Source organism: Bradyrhizobium sp. CCGUVB4N, assembly GCF_024199945.1.
In the GTDB taxonomy this organism is placed as follows: Bacteria; Pseudomonadota; Alphaproteobacteria; order Rhizobiales; family Xanthobacteraceae; genus Bradyrhizobium.
This window is the reverse complement of the sequence record NZ_JANADP010000001.1, coordinates 2,171,620-2,188,341: the sequence shown is the minus strand read 5'-3', so window position 1 is coordinate 2,188,341 and position 16,722 is coordinate 2,171,620. Positions and strand designations below refer to the sequence as shown.

Here is a 16,722-nt window from a genome sequence, read left to right as displayed (position 1 = left end):
GATGAATCTCGGTTTCGTCGGATCACGCAGCGACTCTGCCTCGTGAGCCGGCAACAGCGCCGAGAACCAAGAGTGCAGCATAAGACAAGCACCAGCCAATGATCGCAAATACAATGCCCGTGAGGGTCGTCGGAAGCGCGGGCGCATAGGCGCTCCAGGCTTGCGCCATGATCGGCTTGTCATAGTCGACCGCTACCGCCAGGATGGCCGCAGGCGTGACGCCATTCGCCAAAGCCGATTGCTGCTCGTTCAGCCGCTCCAGCCTTCGAATATATTCCGTCATTCGCTGCGCCTGGTCGCGCACCAGTTGTTCTGCGTTTTTCGCCATGACACCGAGTGCGCCCGATCGGTCATAACCCGAGCGGCGGGAGTCCTCGTCGAAGTTGCGCACAATGACTGTCAGCTCGTCGGCTGCGCCACCGAGCCGCTGCCTATACTGTTGCAGGAGCTCAGGAATCTGCGCAAACAGCAAAGCACCCAGAAGCGACAAAACCGCAAAGAGCCGTTGCATTGCACCACTCCTTCTCGCGTCGAGGCCACCGCTTTGAAGGTTTCAATAACCTCGATTCGGTCATTCGGGTCCAATCACAAGAAGTGGTTGTCGGCCCGCCTTAGCGCCCCAGTCGGCCGAGGGCGTTCAGCTCGTTTGGGAGACCTGTAGCTGGCTCTATGCACCGATTTGCTTTCGCTCGGGAGCAATCGAAATGTTGGACGATGTGCTACAATATGCGGCGGGAATGGAAGCTGTGTCACCAGTCGAGAATTCAAGATGAACCCAAAGCGCAAGGTCGCGCAAATTGACCGTCTGGCTGGTGCAGTTGGCTACATCGCCACCGATTTCGAGAGGTTTGCCGGACTATTTCTGGATGCCCTGCTCGAGGTGCCTCTGAACCATCAAGGGACCAATCTGGTCGGCTATGCCGTTGGCGGCGTGGTCGACACAGTCAGCGACGACGGCCGGATAGTCGCCGAGTACTCTGATGCTCGTGGTTATTTTGAGCGCCCGATGGCCAAGGCAGATGGCGATCTGAGAAAGGCGCTCAATCGCAAACCGTCCGCACGGGACATCTTCCTGCTGTCGGGCCAGCGAAAGCGGCCCCAAGTCGCCCAGGAGTTCGAAAGCGCCGTCAGAACGTGGCCGGAAATGGAGGGCAAGACTCTGCACCTGTGGGGCGCGGAGGAGATCGCGACCCAGCTGATCGAAAAGCTGATCTTCAGCGACACCGTTGTTCGAAGGCTCGCTCCATACCTGCCTGAGCTACAGAGGATCCGGGATGAAGAGGCGGTGAGCCGCCTGGTTCCCGCCCCGGATCGAAGCCGCATTGCTCGCCCCGATGTCGACGCCGACGTCTCGCGGCGCCTCTCGAAAAGTCCAGTGGTGACCATCAGCGGTATCGCCGGGCTCGGCAAGTCAGCGGCAGCTGCCGCTTACGCCACAGACCACGAAGATCAGTACGACCTCGTGATCTGGCTAGATGCGGGGGAAGTCCGTCGGCCTGAAGATCTCCAGGCGCTCCCTTTGGTGCGAGGCGGCGAAACCCGGAACGTCACGGCGCTGCTGCGCGCCGGAGCCTGTCTGTTAGTAATCGATGACGCCGAACCCGATCTTTCGACGGCGCGCCTTGGCGACCTTTGCGGGCCCCGCTCACGGATCATCCTCACGCAGCGGTCGGCACAACCAGGCTCATACGAACTGCCAATGTTCGTTCGTGGGGAGGCACAGAGCCTGCTCGACCAGGATGGCGCGATGTGCCCAGCTGATGTGTTTGACATCATCTGGTCCACGGTGGGCGGCCATCCGCTGACCCTGGGTCTGATCAGCGCTGCAGTGCGGCAGGGCGCCACATGGGACGAGATCGTTCTTGACTGTCGGGCTGTCGGCGAACTGGAACATCATGGCCAGCGCCTCGCCGACCGGCTCCTGGGGCGCCTGCGTCCTGCCCTCGAGCGCGAGCTGTCTGTCTTCGCCTGGGCCGAGCAAACAACCTGCGGGCAGGACTTTCTCGAGTATGTCGTCCAGCCGCTCGGCATTCGCAAGCTCCGCAGCCACGGGCTTACGGCTGCTGACCGAAGCGGGATTATTCGGCTCCACGATGTCGTGTACGCGGCGCTGAGCGGCGGCGGCTGGTGCCCCCCGGAGCGGCGCGTCGAGCTTGATGCCGCGCTGGAGGCCTATCTGCAAGTCGCGGCGAGTGAGTCTGGTCTGCGTCTTTGGACGATCGGGCGTATCCTCCTCCCTAAGCTCAAGAAGCTGATTGCTGCAGGAGCTCGCTCTGCCGCGTTCCGTTACGCGCTGCTCACGGTATCGGATCATACCGAACTGCGGTCCGAACTCGTGGGCGACCCATTGGCCGACGCCAATGCGCTGGCAGGACGCACGCCGGCGCCTTTGGAGTTGATGGCAATTATCGAAGCGATCGAGCAGCTGTTCCTCTACGACAAGCTGGAAGGCGATGAGATCGCCAAGGCCCGGCTGCGGGAACGCCTGTCAGCCTTCGACACACTTACCGGGCTTCCCGGGCTCACCGACAGACAGGCTGCCGAAGTGCAGCATCATAAGGGTAAGGCGCTCAAGAGACTTGGTGACTCGGCCGCCGCGGCCGAACTCTTTGAGCAGGTGCTGAGCGGGCCCTCGCCCATGCACGAAACCCGCCTGCAGTTGATCGATATCTACCGGGGCAATTCCGCCACAGTGGCTCGGGCGATTGAGCTGGTGGATGAAATCCTCGCTCGCGCCCCCGGCGAAGATAACGTGACTTACTCGGTTCTCCTGGGTGTGATCGAGCGCTTGCCATGGGGCTCAGGCAACTGGCGAGCAGGGCTTATCCGACGCCATGCAGACGCAATCGAGCGAACGATCGTCGAGGCAGCGAATGTCGGCGTGCTGCAAGCGATTCGTGCGTTCGCTGCGCTCGGGCGCTACCTCTCGACCGAAGAGCCGGTCATGTTTGGACGCATCTTCAAGCAGCTCTCCGAGCCCGCATTAGAAGGCTTGCAGACCGACAGCGATCGTTTTGCGTGGGCTGAGGTCTATTTCGAGGCAGCCCGCCTGCCGGGTGCCGACGCTTCCGGCTTCCATGCCAAGGCCCTCGCCCTCCATGAGTCGCTGGTCCGACCACAGCTTTTCCACCTCCAGCGGCGCGCCGAACTCCTGATCGAAATGGGTCGGCCGGCCGAAGGCGAGGCCCTCCTGCGAGAGCGGAAGGAGCTTGAGACCAGCGAGTGGCTCCAAAGGCTCATGGCGCGCGCGCGGCGCGGGCAAGGAGACGCAGCCGAAGCATTGGTCTGGATCAGCAAGGCGCTGGACCGACTCCGTGCGGACCATTTTCGCAGCGAATTCTTAGAACTGCGTTATGACATCCGGACCGACCTTGGCGACGCTCACGCCACCGAGGATCTCGTCGAGGCTCGTGTAGCGAGTCAAAAGGAGGTCGAAGCGGCCCGGCTAGATATGCGGCTCAACGACGCGGGACTTGGACGGCAAGTGGGATCACGACGACCTACTTGACCGACGCATCCCAATCCGTGTCGCCCCCTTCTCGACGCAAGTGGAAAGTCCTCGAGCACGCTACTTCGACTACTTTCACCGAGGAGACCGGTTCTGCATAATCGATCCGTGACAAGTTCCGGCAAAGGCATCGAGAAACTTTGAGCTAGGCCCCCCAAGCATCGATAATTTGTGCGAGCGGAAACGGGGCTTTTTCTTTCGACCACTCATGGAAAGGCGCCGCCGTCTGGCTATAGGGGCTGGGATCGGGCCTATCGAATTGCACTCGCGTCGGGATGTGGAACGCGCTGCCGAAGACAATCGCTTCGCCTGACGACAATATCGTTACCTGATCGAGCAAGCGCCGGGCTTGCATCGGGATGATGCGACGGAAATGGTCGATGTCGTCCGGATTCTGGAGACGATGGCTGATGAAGTTAGCGCACTGACTGATGATAGTCTGGCTAATCTCGCTCGGACGTTGGCTGGCGATGATGAGCGACAGGCCGAACTTGCGCCCTTCCTTTGCGATACGCTCAAAGGTCAATCGCGCCAGTCGATGACCTCGATCCTCGTCCGCGCGAGCCGGTCGGGCATAGTTATGCGCTTCTTCGAGGACGAGAACCCACGGATGTTTGTAGCGTGACGCAGCGGGCAAGCGTTCCCGCGCCTCCAGCAACACGCGCCCGATGACGGCACATGCATAGGGCAGCACTTCGTTGCTCAGCATCGAAAGATCGAGCACCGACACCTTTGGACCTGTCTTAGCCCCCAATCCAAAACGAGCGAACCAGGCGGACAAACTAGCGATGGCAGTGACAGCGTCTTCATAGTTGAGGAACGCACGCCACCTTTGGTCATCAAGGCGGGTTTTCAAACGCAGCTTCAGCGTGGTGAGATGGGCGTCCACCCGAAAGGTGTCCTCCTTCGATACGGCGCGGTTGATCAGTGATGGATCGGTTAATGTCGAGCGCGCGATCGGAAGTGGAGAGTCCGCAGTGCGCGCGCCAGCCTCCGCTGTATCACGCCCGCCGACAATCTTGGATCGGATGGCGTCCTTGAGCTTCTCTGCTTCGGCCGCGATCACAGCCTGATTGTTCATGACCTCGGTGTTGTAGTCGTTGGCGGAGCGATGTGAGGTGAACAGTCTGTCGAACGCCGTGGTGTCGATATCGGTGTTCGCGAGATGGCCGGTAACGGCGTCACAATAGGAACCCGCCGCCTTCTTCTTGATCTTTGTAAGTTCGCTGAGAAGTTGATCGAGCGCGCTCATTGCATTCTGCAATGAACCGAGACTGGCCGCAGCTGTGGCATTGCCGCCCTTCGCAATCGCCCACCAGTCTTTCAACACGGGTTCCTGTGTCTGTTCCGCCGCGCTCAGCCATGCACAAATCTCCTCCGCGTTCAGGAACCAGAGCGGGAGGCCGAACTCTTTGCCATTGAGATAGATGCGATCCGGCATGCGAACCGCTGCTTTTGCGGCAGGAAAGGCTTTGGCGTATTCGCCATTAATGTCGAGAATGAAGACATGCGGCTCCTCTGCTGCGCCGTCGAGCGCCTTCATGGCCTTCTGAATGAGGCTCGACACCGAGAATGACTTGCCTGACCCGGTGTTGCCGACGATGGCCAAGGGCCTCGAGAACAGGTCATTGTAGGACGCCCGGACGACGTTACGCGCCTGGCCCGTCGGAAATCCGATCTTCAAGTCGCAGTCAAAGTCCCTCGCATCATAACCCTCCGGCCTGTTGCGACGGGGCGGGATTTCGAACACGGCGCGCAAGATGTCAGGTGATCCGATTTCTGCCGGTGTATCGAGTGTTGGCAGGATGGATATACCCGGACTGAAAGACGGGTCACCGTCGGCATGCTCGATGGTACCCAGCAACTGCACGCTGGCGGTCCGGCGCGGCTTCATGAGTTCCAGGTTGAGTTCATCGCCGCTGGTGGGATCGAAGCTCTCACGTGCCTCAAGATCGGTAATGATACCAATGACGGTTTCGCCCGCCCCCAACGAAAAGGTCAGATACGCGTTGATCGCGATCGCAGCCTGAACCCCGTCAAGGGTCGCGCGCAGGGCCGATCTGGTTTCGGGCAGCAATTCCACCTTCACCCGGAAGCCTTGAACCGAGACAATATGGCCGACGAGACGTGGATTATCCATCTCACGCCTCCGGAGCGGGTTCGGCGGGCGTCGCGGACGAAGCTATTTGCTTTTCGAATCGCCGCAGGCGCAGGAAGTCGTCCAGCCATTGCACGTCGGGCATTACCGAGCGGGCGAAATCATCAAACGTCGCGTGTTTGAACTTGCTAGCAGCAAAGGCGGCATCCGTCGGGCACAAGACGAAGGCGCGCTTACCGAGGTCCTTATAGCGGCGTACCCGCTCTATGACCGGGCTGGCTGGATTAGGTTCGACCACGAGCATCACCAACGACGGATTCATGAGCGCATTCTCAATGATGCGACTAACGTGATCATCGCCAAAGCCGTAACCGAGAACGAGCAGGAAGGTCTGGGGGACACCGAGGCGCACCTGAAAGGACCGGAAGAGATGCGCATAGGGCATCGTCAGAGTCTGCGCGAACTTGTTGGCAGTCGGCAGGATTCCAACCTATGGCGTTCCGCCGGTCAATTTGACGAGCACTGCTGCCTTCTCATCCCGGTTCAAACCTGCATAGGTTCGGAACGGGACGAGGTCGGGGTGCCGCGCGCGCATCTCACCGTCCTGTTCAAACCAATGAATGGATCCGTGCAGTTTGTAGAAGTGCAGGAACTTGTCGAAGCGCCGCACCCGGCCTTCGGCAACCTCACCCGGATAATAGACATCGAGCCCATAAACCGATGGATCGAAGCGAGCGGCTGCTCGGCCGGTGAAGCCGTCGAAATATTGGATGCCTAGCAACTCCAACGCCTGCTCGAACAGCGTGTCGTAATTCAGCGTGAAGAGATGAGTTCGGCCAAGATTGCTGTCACGCGCGACGAGCTTGGATAAAAATGCAAGCTGCGGCGCGATCTCGCTTGCCGACTTCGCTTTGGCGGTGTCAGGCAAAGACAGGGCGCATTCCGAGAAGATCGACATGCGCAGCCGATCAACAAACCATTGGAGGTCATCAAGGCTTGGAGCTGGCGTGCCCGGCCAGGTGACGCCAGAAAATGGTGCGTCCTTTGAGTTACCAACAACGAGGGAATTGGCAACGAATGATAGCCACTGCTCGAACCCCATGGTGGGCTCATCGAGTAAGTCGGCCAATGAGACAGCATCCCGACGCGCCTTGATGATAGGGCCGACTGAGGCGGGCACGTCGGGGAGAGCCTCGATCGTCTCGAAGACGGCGGTTTCAAGATTCACCATGGTCTTCCCGCCAGCCGAAACCGACGTACCAGATCCCGTCAGAACGACGAGGTTCTCCGTACGCAGCCATTCGGAGATCAGCGCCTGGAGGCGAATGCGCCTTGCTTCTGATCAAGCCCAAGTAGCAGGTCGCCTGCATTGCCGTCCTCAGTCAGACCGATGAGCTGATACTCGATGGGTTCAGGCGTCCCTCCTGTCATGCATTTCCCTCTACAAGTCGCCGCGCAATGGATTGATGATCTGAAGCCCTGCAAAGTCTTTTTCGTTGTCCGTCACCACCACGCAGTCATTAGCACCCGCGACGGCGGCGACGATCATATCGAGTCCGCTGCGAGGCCGTCCGACGGCCTTCCCTTCCGCCATCAGCCGCGCCCAGACCAGGCCTGCTTTGTCGTCGAACGACAAAATACGCCCCGCAAACAGCGCTTGCGGTCCCTCTTGACCAACGAACCAGGCGTCGAGCGCATCACGCTTCTTGCCGCGCGGCTTTTCCAGAATACCGCGCCGGATTTCGGCGACTGTTAGCGAGGCAATGAACAAATCCTCATCGCGCTGCTGGCCTATCCAGGCCAACAGTGACTCTGACGGTTTCGGCTTGACGATGTTGCTGATGATGTTGGTGTCGAGAAGATAGCGCGTCACAGATCGGCCTTACGCCCTTCTTCATGGGGGCGCGTCAGGTCGAGATCGGCACCAACGAGCGGCGAGCGACGCAACGCACTCAGGATACCACCGGGCTTCGGCGGCTCGCCAGAAACGGCCTGTTGCACCGCGCGTCGGAGATGCCCGGCGTCCGGCCCTTCCTCGGTCAACTTCCGGGCGAGCGTTCTGATGAGATCGCGATCGGTCTCGAGGGCTTGGAGCTCGAACCGCACGATGCCGCGCTTGGTCAGCCTGGATCGGTAATTTTCGATCGCCCTTTTCTGCGCACTATTGCTCACGGATCGCCTCCATGGTATATCTGGATATATAGCCGAATCTTCCGCTTGCCGCAAGACCGCGAGGGTCTCATTTGACCTCGGCAGCAGTAATAGAGGTCGGTAGTGTTGTCCGACGTCGCGCTCAAACAGATTGCCCTCTAGCAGAGGTGATCACGCGAATGTTTTTCGTGCGCTCCACTTTGCGATTTCCCGATCCGCTACGCTTCCTATCTCGGATCAGCGCGCGACTACGCCACAAAGCGCTGATATCGCTAGATATTTTCTCTTGAGTTGCGGCCGCAACTCGCCATCTTTGTCACGATGCGGAGCGATCCGCGCAACGACAAGGACGCCGCGGGGGCGCGACCGAGAGGAACAACAGCTGAAAAGCTTCGCGTGGTCGCCGATACGGCGCCCGGAGCCGTGGCTGCGACCGTCACCGCATCGAAATCCGATCCGCGCCTGGTCAATTTGGTGCGCCTGCTGGCTCGGCAGGCCGCGCGGGACTTCGTCCAAGCCGAAACAGACAGCCGGAAGCGTGACCGCCTCCCGGACTAAGGAGGCGTCATGAAGATCGCACTTTACGCCCGCTACTCGTCCGACAATCAGCGCGACGCATCGATCGAAGATCAGTTGCGGCTCTGCCGCCTCCACGCCGAGAAGCAAGGTTGGACGGTGGTCGACAGCTACACGGACCGGGCGATCTCCGGTGCATCGCTACTTCGCCCCGGCATCCAGGAACTGATCAGCGACGCCATGCGCGGGAAGTTTGCGGTGGTGCTTGCCGAGGCAATGGACCGACTCAGCCGCGATCAGGAGGACATTGCCGGGCTCTTTAAGCGCATGGCCTTCGCCGGCGTGCGGATCGTCACACTCTCGGAGGGAGACGTCACGCATCTGCACGTCGGGCTGAAGGGCACGATGAACGCCTTGTTCCTGAAGGACCTCGCTGACAAGACGCGACGAGGTCTGCGCGGCCGCGTCGCGGACGGTAAGTCGGGCGGCGGGCTGTGCTTCGGTTATGACGTCGTCAAGCAATTCGCCACTAATGGCGAGCCGATCCGAGGTGACCGCACCGTCAACGGGGCCGAGGCGGCTGTCGTTCGCCGTATCTTTGCTGACTACCTTGCCAGCAAGTCCTCGCGCACAATCGCATTCGAGCTGAACCGCGAAGGTGTGCCTGGACCGCAAGGCGCTGAATGGGGACCATCGACCATTCACGGCAACCCAAAGCGCGGCGTTGGCATCCTCAACAACGAGCTCTATGTGGGTCGCCTCGTGTGGAATCGGCTCCGCTATCTCAAAGACCCTGATACCGGAAAGCGCGTTTCTCGGCTGAATCCTGAATCCGAATGGGTGATCCAAGAAGTCCCCGAGCTGCGCATTGTCGATCAGGAAATGTGGGATGCGGTCAAGGCGCGTCAGCAGACGCTAGCCTACGAGCCTTCAGCGCCTGGCGAGAACAGGCTTAATGAGCGCCATCGGCCCAAATACCTCCTCGCCGGCCTCGTGAAGTGCGGATGCTGCGGCGGCGGGTACACGATGATTTCGAAGGACCTGCTCGGCTGCGCAACGGCTCGCAATAAGGGAACGTGCAATAATCGTTTGAACATCCGGCGCGATGCGCTGGAGACCTCTGTGTTGAGCGGCCTTCGCACGCACCTGATGGAACCAGAGCTGTTCAAAGAGTTCTGCGATGAGTTTACCCGCGAGGTGAACCGGCTGCGGATTGACCGAGGAGCGGACCTTGCGGCGATGAGGAACGAGCTTCCGCGCATTGAACGTGAGCTTGGAAAGCTGGTGGCCGCCATCAAGGCTGGAGGTCCGATCGAGGCCATTGTCGAGGACATGAAGCGGCTCGAGGCCAGAAAGGTGGAGGTACGAGAGAAGCTCGCGAACGCAGAAGAGCCGCCGCCTCTCCTACATCCCAACATGGCGGAGATATATCGGCAGCGCGTGGCCGCGCTGTACGAAAGCCTGCAAAGCGACGACGACAAAGGGGAGGCAGCGGAGGTTTTCCGTACCCTCGTCGATCAGGTGACGCTGATGCCCGAGGCGGAGGAACTCGCGATCGTGCTGCGCGGCGACCTAGCCGCGATCCTCCGGTTTGCGGCAGGCAAAAAGAACCCCGACGTCCTTTCGGAAGCCGGGGCTCTGAACGGCTTGCTATCGCAAGCGTCGGTGGTTGCGGGGAGCCGCAAGACCCGATCCTTGCGGAATGGTTCCCAAAACGCGAAAGGAAACTCTGCTAGGTCGCCTGCGCCGAATTCGCAAGAATTCGCTGGTTGCGGGGGCACGCAAAGCCCGATTCTCGCGATTGGTCGAGGGAACCATTCCGCCCTGCAGCGTAGATCGGGCGTCGCCCTCCGAAGGCAAAGGTCACACGTTCGAATCGTGTCGGGCGCGCCATATTGCCACCATTCAGGACAAAACAACGAACTCAGGGCCAGGATCGTTAGACCTGGAGCCATTTGAAGTCCTCCTGTTCACAGGTTGGGGATACGATGGATCGGGGCGCTCCGTGTAGTCGACATCGCCACTGAATATTGCCAAGAGTCGTCGGCATGGCCAATCAGAACCCGCGCAAGATGAAGTCTGCTGCACCGGCCGATGTGCTCGCCACCCAGGCCGCGGAGGCGCTTCGTCTTGGCAGATTCAAGGAGGCCATCGAGCTCTATAAGCAGCTCTTTAAGCATGAGGCGAGGGCCGACTGGCGGGATGCCCTCGCTGCCGCCTATGTGGGGCGCGCAAAAATGTTGTCCGCCAAGGGGCTGTTCAAGGAGGCCGAGGTCGTGCTCGGCAACGCGGTGGCGCTCGACGGCGCCGTCAAGGAGCCGCTGCTCCTGCTCAGCTGCCTGGTCCGCCAGGGCCAGATCGAGAAGGCGCTCGCCCACGCCCTCAAATACATCGGCACCGACGTCCCGGAGCCGGACCAGGGACGCCTGTTGTCCGAGCTGACCGCAGCGCTGTTTTTGGCTCAGCCGGTTCCGCTTAAGTCGGGCGACGGCGACCCGCCGGCTCGCGCCGATTGGATCGCGGCCGCCAACGCGGCGCGCGCGGTGCTGGCCGCGTTGACTGAGGAGAAGGCCGCTGATGAGATCGAACCGCTGCTCGCCCACATCCCGGCGCGCTCGCCGTTCGGGCCGGTGAGGCTGATCGGCAAGGCCCTGCTCACCGACGATCCGGCGAAGGCCCGCCGGCTACTCGACGGCGTGCCGGCTGCCTCGCCATTCGCGCCGCTGCGCCTTGCGGTCGAGGCGGCGCTGCCTGGAGAGCCGGCCGACGTCATCGGTCAGCTGGGCAAGGCGAGCGCGGCGCAGCGGGCCTTTGCGCTCGACAGGCTCGGCGGCGGGTCCACATCCGGCCCATCGCTGCTGGCGCGGCTGCTGGACGCCGAACGCGGCGGACCAGGTACGCTGTTCAACTTCCTGTCGAAGCAGGCGACCCTGCCGGCCGCCGACATCCGGAGCGCCTGCTTCAATCTGCTGCCGCAGCTCCCCGACCGCATCATTCCCTTCGAGAAAACCTTCGGGAAACTGCTGGAGGCCGAGAAGGCGCGCATCTTCGCGCTCGCGGCCGAGACGAAGCAGGATTGGACTCGCGCCGAGTCCAGCTGGCGCGTCGCAGCACAGCATTTCGTGCGTGACGGCTCGCGCGACGGCAAGCTGTCGGCAGGCATTATCTATCGTCATCTGGCGACCTTGGCGCTCAAGGAGCCGATGATCGAAGGCGAAGATCCCTTCACCGATCCTGTCGTCTCCTACCTGAAGAAGAGCCTCGACTACGATCCGGACCATCTGCCGACGGTGCTGCAGCTCATCAAGCTCCATCGCGACGATGGCAACGAGAAGGACTGGCATGCCCTCGCCGAGGATGCCGTGCGACGGTTCCCGACCGAGAGCGTCGTACTGATGCAGGCGATCGAGTCGGCGGCCGCCCGCAAGTCGTACAAGAAGGCGGCCAGGTTCGCGAAGAAGCTTCTGGCGGTCGATCCGATCAACCGGCTGGCGCGCCAGCGCATGATCGAGCTACAGATTTCGTATGCCCGCAAACAGATGCGGGCGAAGCGTCCCGACCTCGCCTGGAAGGAGCTGACCGCAGCCGGCGCGTGGGACTGCGCCGATGCGCCGAATGCCGACCTGCGAACCAACCGGGGACTCGTCGGCTTGCGCGGCGGGCTTGACTTGGAGGCGGAAGCGGGATTTCGCGAGGGAGTCGATCTGGCCGGTGGCGGCGCGATCGGCTGGTTCAGCGCCGCCCTGCAGGATGCGCTGCTGACACCGCCGCGGTCACGTCCGCTGTCGCTGATCAGTGACGAGCTCGCGCGCATCCTGCGCGGAATTCCCACCAAGGCGGACATCATCGCGATCGCCGCCCTGTTCTCGGCGGAAGACGTCCGGGCCGATCAGAAGGCCACATCCGAGCTGGCCTGGAAGTTCTGCACGTGGCTGCGAAACGCCACACACATCGTGCTGTCGATCGCGGAATTCCATTCGGTGGCGGACGCGATCGTGCGCGGGAACGACTTCGGAATACTCCACGCGTTCGCTGCCGCCGGCAGGCGGCGCGAGCCGAACGAGTGGCTGTGGCGCTTCTACGAGATCGTCGCCCGGACCAAGAACAACCCGGACTGGATGTCCGTCGGCGAGGAGAACGATATCGACGAGATGTGCCGTTCGCCCGCGATCGCGCAGAACCGCCACGGCTACAGCCGCATCGACCGCTACCTGAACAACGCGGGTGACGATCGCGAGTCTCGGCGACGGGCGCGGCGACGCGAGGCGGACGCCACCAGCGGCTTCGATTTGCTCGAAGACATCGTGACGAGTTTCATGGAGGCAATTTCGGAGCGCGACGTTCAGAAGCTCGTCAGGTCGCATGGACGGGACGGCGGCGTCGCGGCCCTCGCCGACCGGCTCGGCAAGCTGCCGTTCGGCGCCGCGTTGCCGCGCCCGCTCCTGCAAATGGTCGCGACGACGATGGTCGCCGCGGCCCTCGACGAGGCGCCGCCGCCGTTCTGAGTGCCCTGAGGACGACAAATGATGACGGACCCGTTTTCCATTCTCGGCGTCGACGAGAACGCCAGTGACGAGGAGATCAAACTGCGCTACTTGGCGCTGGTGCGGGACTTCCCGCCCGACCGTGAACCGGAGCGGTTCCAGAGCTACCGAGCGGCTTTTGAAGCTCTGCACACCGAGCGCCAACGGCTCGCAGCGAAGCTGCTCGCCACGCACGGCACCGCACTGACGCGGCTCAAGACGGCCAGCCTGCCGTCGCCGGAGGCACGGCAGCAAGGGCGGGTTTCTCAGGCGCAGGTGACGGCGCTGCTGGTCGAGGGTATCGAGCAGGCGATCGCGCGATGGCAAGAGACTTCACGAACCGAGACCGCACGAACCGGCGCCTCGCGGACCAACGGTGCGTGAGGGACGGGAACGACGACATGGACCAGGCCATCAAGGAGACGTTGCTCGAGCGGCTGCGCGCCTATCTGGAACAGTTCGATGCGGCGGACGCGCCGGAAGCCGACGTCTCGCCGGCCGCGGACGCCACCGAAATGTTGGCCGTCCTCGAGAGCGATACCGTGACCGACGAGGCGCGGGACTTGTTCTCGGTATTCGTGGAGATCGCTGCCACCCGCAACGAGGTACGCACCCAGTCGCGCATCGTCAAGGACGCGCTCGACCAGTTCCGCGCCGTGTTCGCGACGCTGCAATCCGGCAACGCGGCGCTGGACCGTGAGCTGAAGGAAGCGCATGTGCGCGCCCGCGAGCAGACCCGCGCTGTTCTGCGGCCGCTGCTGCTCGACCTCCTTGACGTGCGGGATCGCCTAGCCGCCGGGCTCGCGGCCGCTCCGCCGCAGCGCGCGCCGCCGTTGCGATCGTGGTGGCGCCGAACTGCAACCGCCGCCGACCCCTTGCGCGACCCTTGGCGGGAGGGTCTGGAGATGACGTTGCGGCGATTCGATCGGGTTCTGGCGGATCGCCGCGTCACCCCGATCGCCACTATCGGCCGCCCTTTCATGCCCGATGTTGCCCGGGTGGTGGGGACGCGGGACGACCCATTCGTCGCCGAGGGACTGGTGATTGCCGAATCCCGCACTGGTTTCAAGTGGGAGGGCGAAGTGCTGCGCGTCGCAGAGGTGATCGTGGCGAAACGTACGAGCGCCAAAGATCCGGGCATTAAGGATCGTTCCGATCGGAGAGATGACGAATGAGCGAGACAATTGTCGGAATCGATCTCGGGACCACCAATTCGGAGATCGCCGTATATCGCGACGGCCGGCCTGAGGTGCAGGCAGATGGCAGCGGGCGCCTGATTCTGCCGTCGGTCGTCGGCCTAGATCAGGACGGCAGCCTCCTGGTCGGCGAGGCCGCGCGCAACCAGTACATCCTCTATCCCGAACGCACGGTACGCTCGATCAAGCGGCTGATGGGTAGCGACCGCAAGGTCTCGCTCGGCGACCGAAATTATGCGCCGCAAGACGTCTCGGCGATGATCCTGCGTCGTCTCAAGGAGATCGCCGAGGAGCGGCTGGGCGCGCCGGTGCGCAAGGCGGTGATCACGGTGCCGGCTTTCTTCTCCGACGCGCAACGGCAGGCCACCCGTGAAGCCGGCGAGATCGCCGGGTTCGAGGTGGCGCGCATCGTCAACGAGCCGACCGCTGCGGCGCTGGTCTACGAGGCCGCGCAGCAGCAGGGCAAGCGGGTGCTGGTTTACGATCTCGGTGGCGGCACCTTCGACGTCTCGGTGGTGCGCATCGAAGAGGGTGTGGTCGAGGTAATCGCCAGCCACGGCAACAACCATCTCGGCGGCGACGACTTCGACCATAAGATCGTCGAACACGTGCTTGACCATCTCAGGATCGAGCACAAAGCGGACGTCAGCGACGATCCGCAGGCGATGGCGCGCATCCATCGCGCCTCCGAGAACGCCAAGAAGCATCTCTCCGACCATCCGTTCGCGCGGATCGAGGAGGAATACCTCGCCGAGGTCAGTGGCAAGCCGGTCCATCTGGCTTTGGAACTCGCCCGCGCCGACTACGAGGAGATGATCGCGCCGTTCATCGAGGAGACGCTGAGCGCGATCCACATCGCGCTTGAATCGGCCGCCCTGACCGCGTCGCAGATCGAGGAAGTCCTCCTGGTCGGCGGCGCAACCCGCACCCCGCTGATCCGCGACCGGCTGTTCGAAGTGTTCGGGCGGCAGGCTCGCGGCGAGGTCGATCCCGACCTGTGCGTCGCGATGGGGGCTGCCATCCAGGGCGCATCCATGGCGGGCGAGAAGGTGCCGGCCGTGCTGGTGGACGTAACCCCTTATACGTTCGGCACCGGCGCACTCGGTGAGCTGGGCGGCACCCTCTATCCCTACTGCTTCATCCCGATCATTCCCAAGAACACGCCGATCCCGGTGCGCAAGAGCGAGGCGTTTGCGACCATCATCGACGATCAGAAGGTCGTCGAGGTCCGCATCTATCAGGGCGAGAACGAGGACGCCTTGGAAAACATCCAGATCGGCGAGTTCCGCGTCGAGGACCTCGCCGACGTGCCGGCCGGCAACACCATCATCCTGGATCTCGCGCTGGACCGCGACGGCATCCTGCACATATCCGCCAAGGAGAAGGCGACCGGGCTCGAACGACGGATCACCATCGACAACGCGATGTCGCGTTATGACAAGGCGGAGATCAAGGAGGCCCGTCAGCACATCGACCGCCTGTTCGGCGGGTCCACTGACGAGACAGCGACGGCCGCCGACGTCGAGGGGACCGCCCCGGTCGACCCGAAACTCGAGGCCCTGCTCGCCAAGGCGCGCGCCAGGCTCGACGGCGCGGTCGCGGAGGACCGCACGGAGATCGTCGATCTGATTGAGACCATCGAGGACAGCCGAGTGAGCGGCGACGACGCAAGGCTCGCCGACACGGTGCTGCGGCTCGATGATCTTCTGTTCTATCTCGAGACCTGATCCGGGGCAGAGCGTCATGACCTCCGGGGTTTTCGACCAGTGCCCGGTCTGCGGCGCGCGGCTCGGCGGCGGCGACACCTGTCGGCGCTGCCGGGCGGAGCTTGAAACCGTCCACCGCATCGCGCAGCAGAGTGCGACGCTGGTGGGGGCCGGCCTTCAAAGCCTCGCCACCGGCGACCGTGCCGCCGCCGTCCGCCTGCTCCGCCGCGCCAGCACATTGCGGACAACACCCGATCTCACCTGGATCCTGTCAGCGCTCGCTGACAGTGAGGCGCCCGACGGCAGACGAAATGATCCCGATCCGACCGAGAAAGCGGCGTGGTGATCGGCGCTTTGGCCGTGTGAGGGTTCGTCGGGCGAACGCCAATGAAATTACATATATATTTCAATAGCATACGAGTTCGTATCTTTGTTCTAAATGGCGCGCCAACTTTCCCCTTGTTTTACAGCGCGATATCCGTCCCACGTATCAATGTTTGAATATTGTCTCGTTCGAGGCGAGTAAGCAATTTGAGAGAAATCGGCGACGCGTGCAGATCGTTTGGCCGGCTAATGATCTGTCAGAGATTGATCGCCCACAGACAATGGTGCGGCTGCTGAAGTGAAAGGGTTGCACGGCTTGAGAACCGATTCGAGTCGATCAGGAAAGAACCGGACGGGTGCGTGTACCGAAAACCTACGCCTTGAGGTAGTGGTGATGAAGCCCGCCCAGGACGGCAAGTGACCTGACCATACCGGTTCGCTGAGCTGGGCGAGAGACAGGCGCATCCTTGTCCAAGACCAAGTGCGTGCGCGTCTCATTATAGTAGCGAGCGTAAGATTTCAGAATCCGGCGTAGATGTGCCTCGCCCAAGACAATGATGTGGTCCAAACACTCACGCCGGATCGATCCGATCAGTCGTTCGGCAAAGCCGTTCTGCCAGGGTGAAGCTGGCGCGGTAGGTTTATCCCGGATGCCCATGGCACGCAGTCGGCGTGTGACGACCGCACCGTAGATGCGATC

The 16,722-nt window shown here is 62.2% G+C and carries 14 protein-coding genes; 7 read left to right on the top strand and 7 right to left on the bottom strand.

What is annotated here, in order from left to right; all coding sequences use genetic code 11:
* Positions 1-22 precede the first annotated feature (22 nt).
* Positions 23-511: a DUF2937 family protein gene (locus NLM31_RS09830; protein WP_254128972.1), complete on the bottom strand. Its 489-nt coding sequence runs from the start codon at positions 509-511 to the stop codon at positions 23-25.
* Positions 512-769: 258 nt separating this feature from the next.
* Between NLM31_RS09830 and NLM31_RS09825 the strand changes: the two genes are divergently transcribed.
* Positions 770-3,508 carry a hypothetical protein gene (locus NLM31_RS09825; protein ID WP_254128971.1) on the top strand — a complete coding sequence of 913 codons (2,739 nt, stop codon included), beginning with the start codon at positions 770-772 and terminating at the stop codon, positions 3,506-3,508.
* 145 nt (positions 3,509-3,653) lie between these two features.
* Here the strand turns inward: NLM31_RS09825 and NLM31_RS09820 are convergent, their stop codons facing one another.
* The 5 genes from NLM31_RS09820 to NLM31_RS09800 all read right to left on the bottom strand — a co-directional run bounded on the left by NLM31_RS09820 (position 3,654) and on the right by NLM31_RS09800 (position 7,778).
* Positions 3,654-5,648 carry an ATP-binding protein gene (locus tag NLM31_RS09820; protein ID WP_254128970.1) on the bottom strand — a complete coding sequence of 665 codons (1,995 nt, stop codon included), beginning with the start codon at positions 5,646-5,648 and terminating at the stop codon, positions 3,654-3,656.
* A 1-nt stretch (position 5,649) separates the two neighbouring features.
* Positions 5,650-6,051, bottom strand: a complete 402-nt coding sequence (locus NLM31_RS09815; protein WP_254192129.1) for a hypothetical protein — start codon at positions 6,049-6,051, stop codon at positions 5,650-5,652.
* Between the two features lie 45 nt (positions 6,052-6,096).
* The gene (locus NLM31_RS09810; protein WP_254192128.1) at positions 6,097-6,837 is read right to left on the bottom strand and encodes an SIR2 family protein; all 741 of its coding nucleotides are present in this window, start codon (positions 6,835-6,837) and stop codon (positions 6,097-6,099) included.
* 210 nt (positions 6,838-7,047) lie between these two features.
* On the bottom strand, positions 7,048-7,479 hold the full coding sequence (locus tag NLM31_RS09805; protein WP_254128968.1) for a PIN domain-containing protein: 432 nt from the start codon (positions 7,477-7,479) through the stop codon (positions 7,048-7,050).
* Positions 7,476-7,778, bottom strand: a complete 303-nt coding sequence (locus NLM31_RS09800; RefSeq protein ID WP_254128967.1) for a hypothetical protein — start codon at positions 7,776-7,778, stop codon at positions 7,476-7,478. Before NLM31_RS09800 ends, NLM31_RS09805 begins: the two co-directional genes overlap by 4 nt.
* Before the next feature lie 546 nt (positions 7,779-8,324).
* On the opposite strand from NLM31_RS09800, the gene NLM31_RS09795 reads away from it, so the two are divergent.
* From NLM31_RS09795 to NLM31_RS09770, 6 genes are all read left to right on the top strand, one after another.
* A complete protein-coding gene (locus NLM31_RS09795; protein ID WP_254128965.1) occupies positions 8,325-10,232 on the top strand; it encodes a recombinase family protein in 1,908 nt (635 codons plus the stop codon).
* 332 nt (positions 10,233-10,564) lie between these two features.
* A complete protein-coding gene (locus NLM31_RS09790; protein ID WP_254192127.1) occupies positions 10,565-12,778 on the top strand; it encodes a hypothetical protein in 2,214 nt (737 codons plus the stop codon).
* A gap of 18 nt (positions 12,779-12,796) precedes the next feature.
* Entirely contained in the window at positions 12,797-13,180 is a 384-nt protein-coding gene (locus NLM31_RS09785; RefSeq protein ID WP_254128963.1) for a DnaJ domain-containing protein, read from the top strand.
* 17 nt (positions 13,181-13,197) lie between these two features.
* Positions 13,198-13,971, top strand: a complete 774-nt coding sequence (locus tag NLM31_RS09780) for a nucleotide exchange factor GrpE (protein WP_254128962.1) — start codon at positions 13,198-13,200, stop codon at positions 13,969-13,971.
* Complete coding sequence (locus tag NLM31_RS09775) at positions 13,968-15,719, top strand: Hsp70 family protein (protein ID WP_254192126.1); 1,752 nt, start codon at positions 13,968-13,970, stop codon at positions 15,717-15,719. The genes NLM31_RS09780 and NLM31_RS09775 overlap by 4 nt, the downstream gene beginning before the upstream one ends.
* Before the next feature lie 16 nt (positions 15,720-15,735).
* Positions 15,736-16,044 carry a hypothetical protein gene (locus NLM31_RS09770; protein ID WP_254128960.1) on the top strand — a complete coding sequence of 103 codons (309 nt, stop codon included), beginning with the start codon at positions 15,736-15,738 and terminating at the stop codon, positions 16,042-16,044.
* Between the two features lie 351 nt (positions 16,045-16,395).
* Here the strand turns inward: NLM31_RS09770 and NLM31_RS09765 are convergent, their stop codons facing one another.
* On the bottom strand, positions 16,396-16,680 hold the full coding sequence (locus tag NLM31_RS09765) for a transposase (RefSeq protein WP_254196165.1): 285 nt from the start codon (positions 16,678-16,680) through the stop codon (positions 16,396-16,398).
* Between the last annotated feature and the right edge of the window lie 42 nt (positions 16,681-16,722).

Bases quoted from the DNA above. Each gene is read 5' to 3' on its own strand.
- NLM31_RS09775 (WP_254192126.1), top strand. From the start codon at position 13,968: ATGAGCGAGACAATTGTCGGAATCGATCTCGGGACCACCAATTCGGAG.
- NLM31_RS09795 (WP_254128965.1), top strand. From the start codon at position 8,325: ATGAAGATCGCACTTTACGCCCGCTACTCGTCCGACAATCAGCGCGAC.
- NLM31_RS09815 (WP_254192129.1), bottom strand. From the start codon at position 6,051: ATGCCCTATGCGCATCTCTTCCGGTCCTTTCAGGTGCGCCTCGGTGTC.
- NLM31_RS09810 (WP_254192128.1), bottom strand. From the start codon at position 6,837: ATGGTGAATCTTGAAACCGCCGTCTTCGAGACGATCGAGGCTCTCCCC.
- NLM31_RS09820 (WP_254128970.1), bottom strand. From the start codon at position 5,648: ATGGATAATCCACGTCTCGTCGGCCATATTGTCTCGGTTCAAGGCTTC.
- NLM31_RS09770 (WP_254128960.1), top strand. From the start codon at position 15,736: ATGACCTCCGGGGTTTTCGACCAGTGCCCGGTCTGCGGCGCGCGGCTC.
- NLM31_RS09785 (WP_254128963.1), top strand. From the start codon at position 12,797: ATGATGACGGACCCGTTTTCCATTCTCGGCGTCGACGAGAACGCCAGT.
- NLM31_RS09765 (WP_254196165.1), bottom strand. From the start codon at position 16,680: ATGGGCATCCGGGATAAACCTACCGCGCCAGCTTCACCCTGGCAGAAC.
- NLM31_RS09830 (WP_254128972.1), bottom strand. From the start codon at position 511: ATGCAACGGCTCTTTGCGGTTTTGTCGCTTCTGGGTGCTTTGCTGTTT.
- NLM31_RS09825 (WP_254128971.1), top strand. From the start codon at position 770: ATGAACCCAAAGCGCAAGGTCGCGCAAATTGACCGTCTGGCTGGTGCA.
- NLM31_RS09780 (WP_254128962.1), top strand. From the start codon at position 13,198: ATGGACCAGGCCATCAAGGAGACGTTGCTCGAGCGGCTGCGCGCCTAT.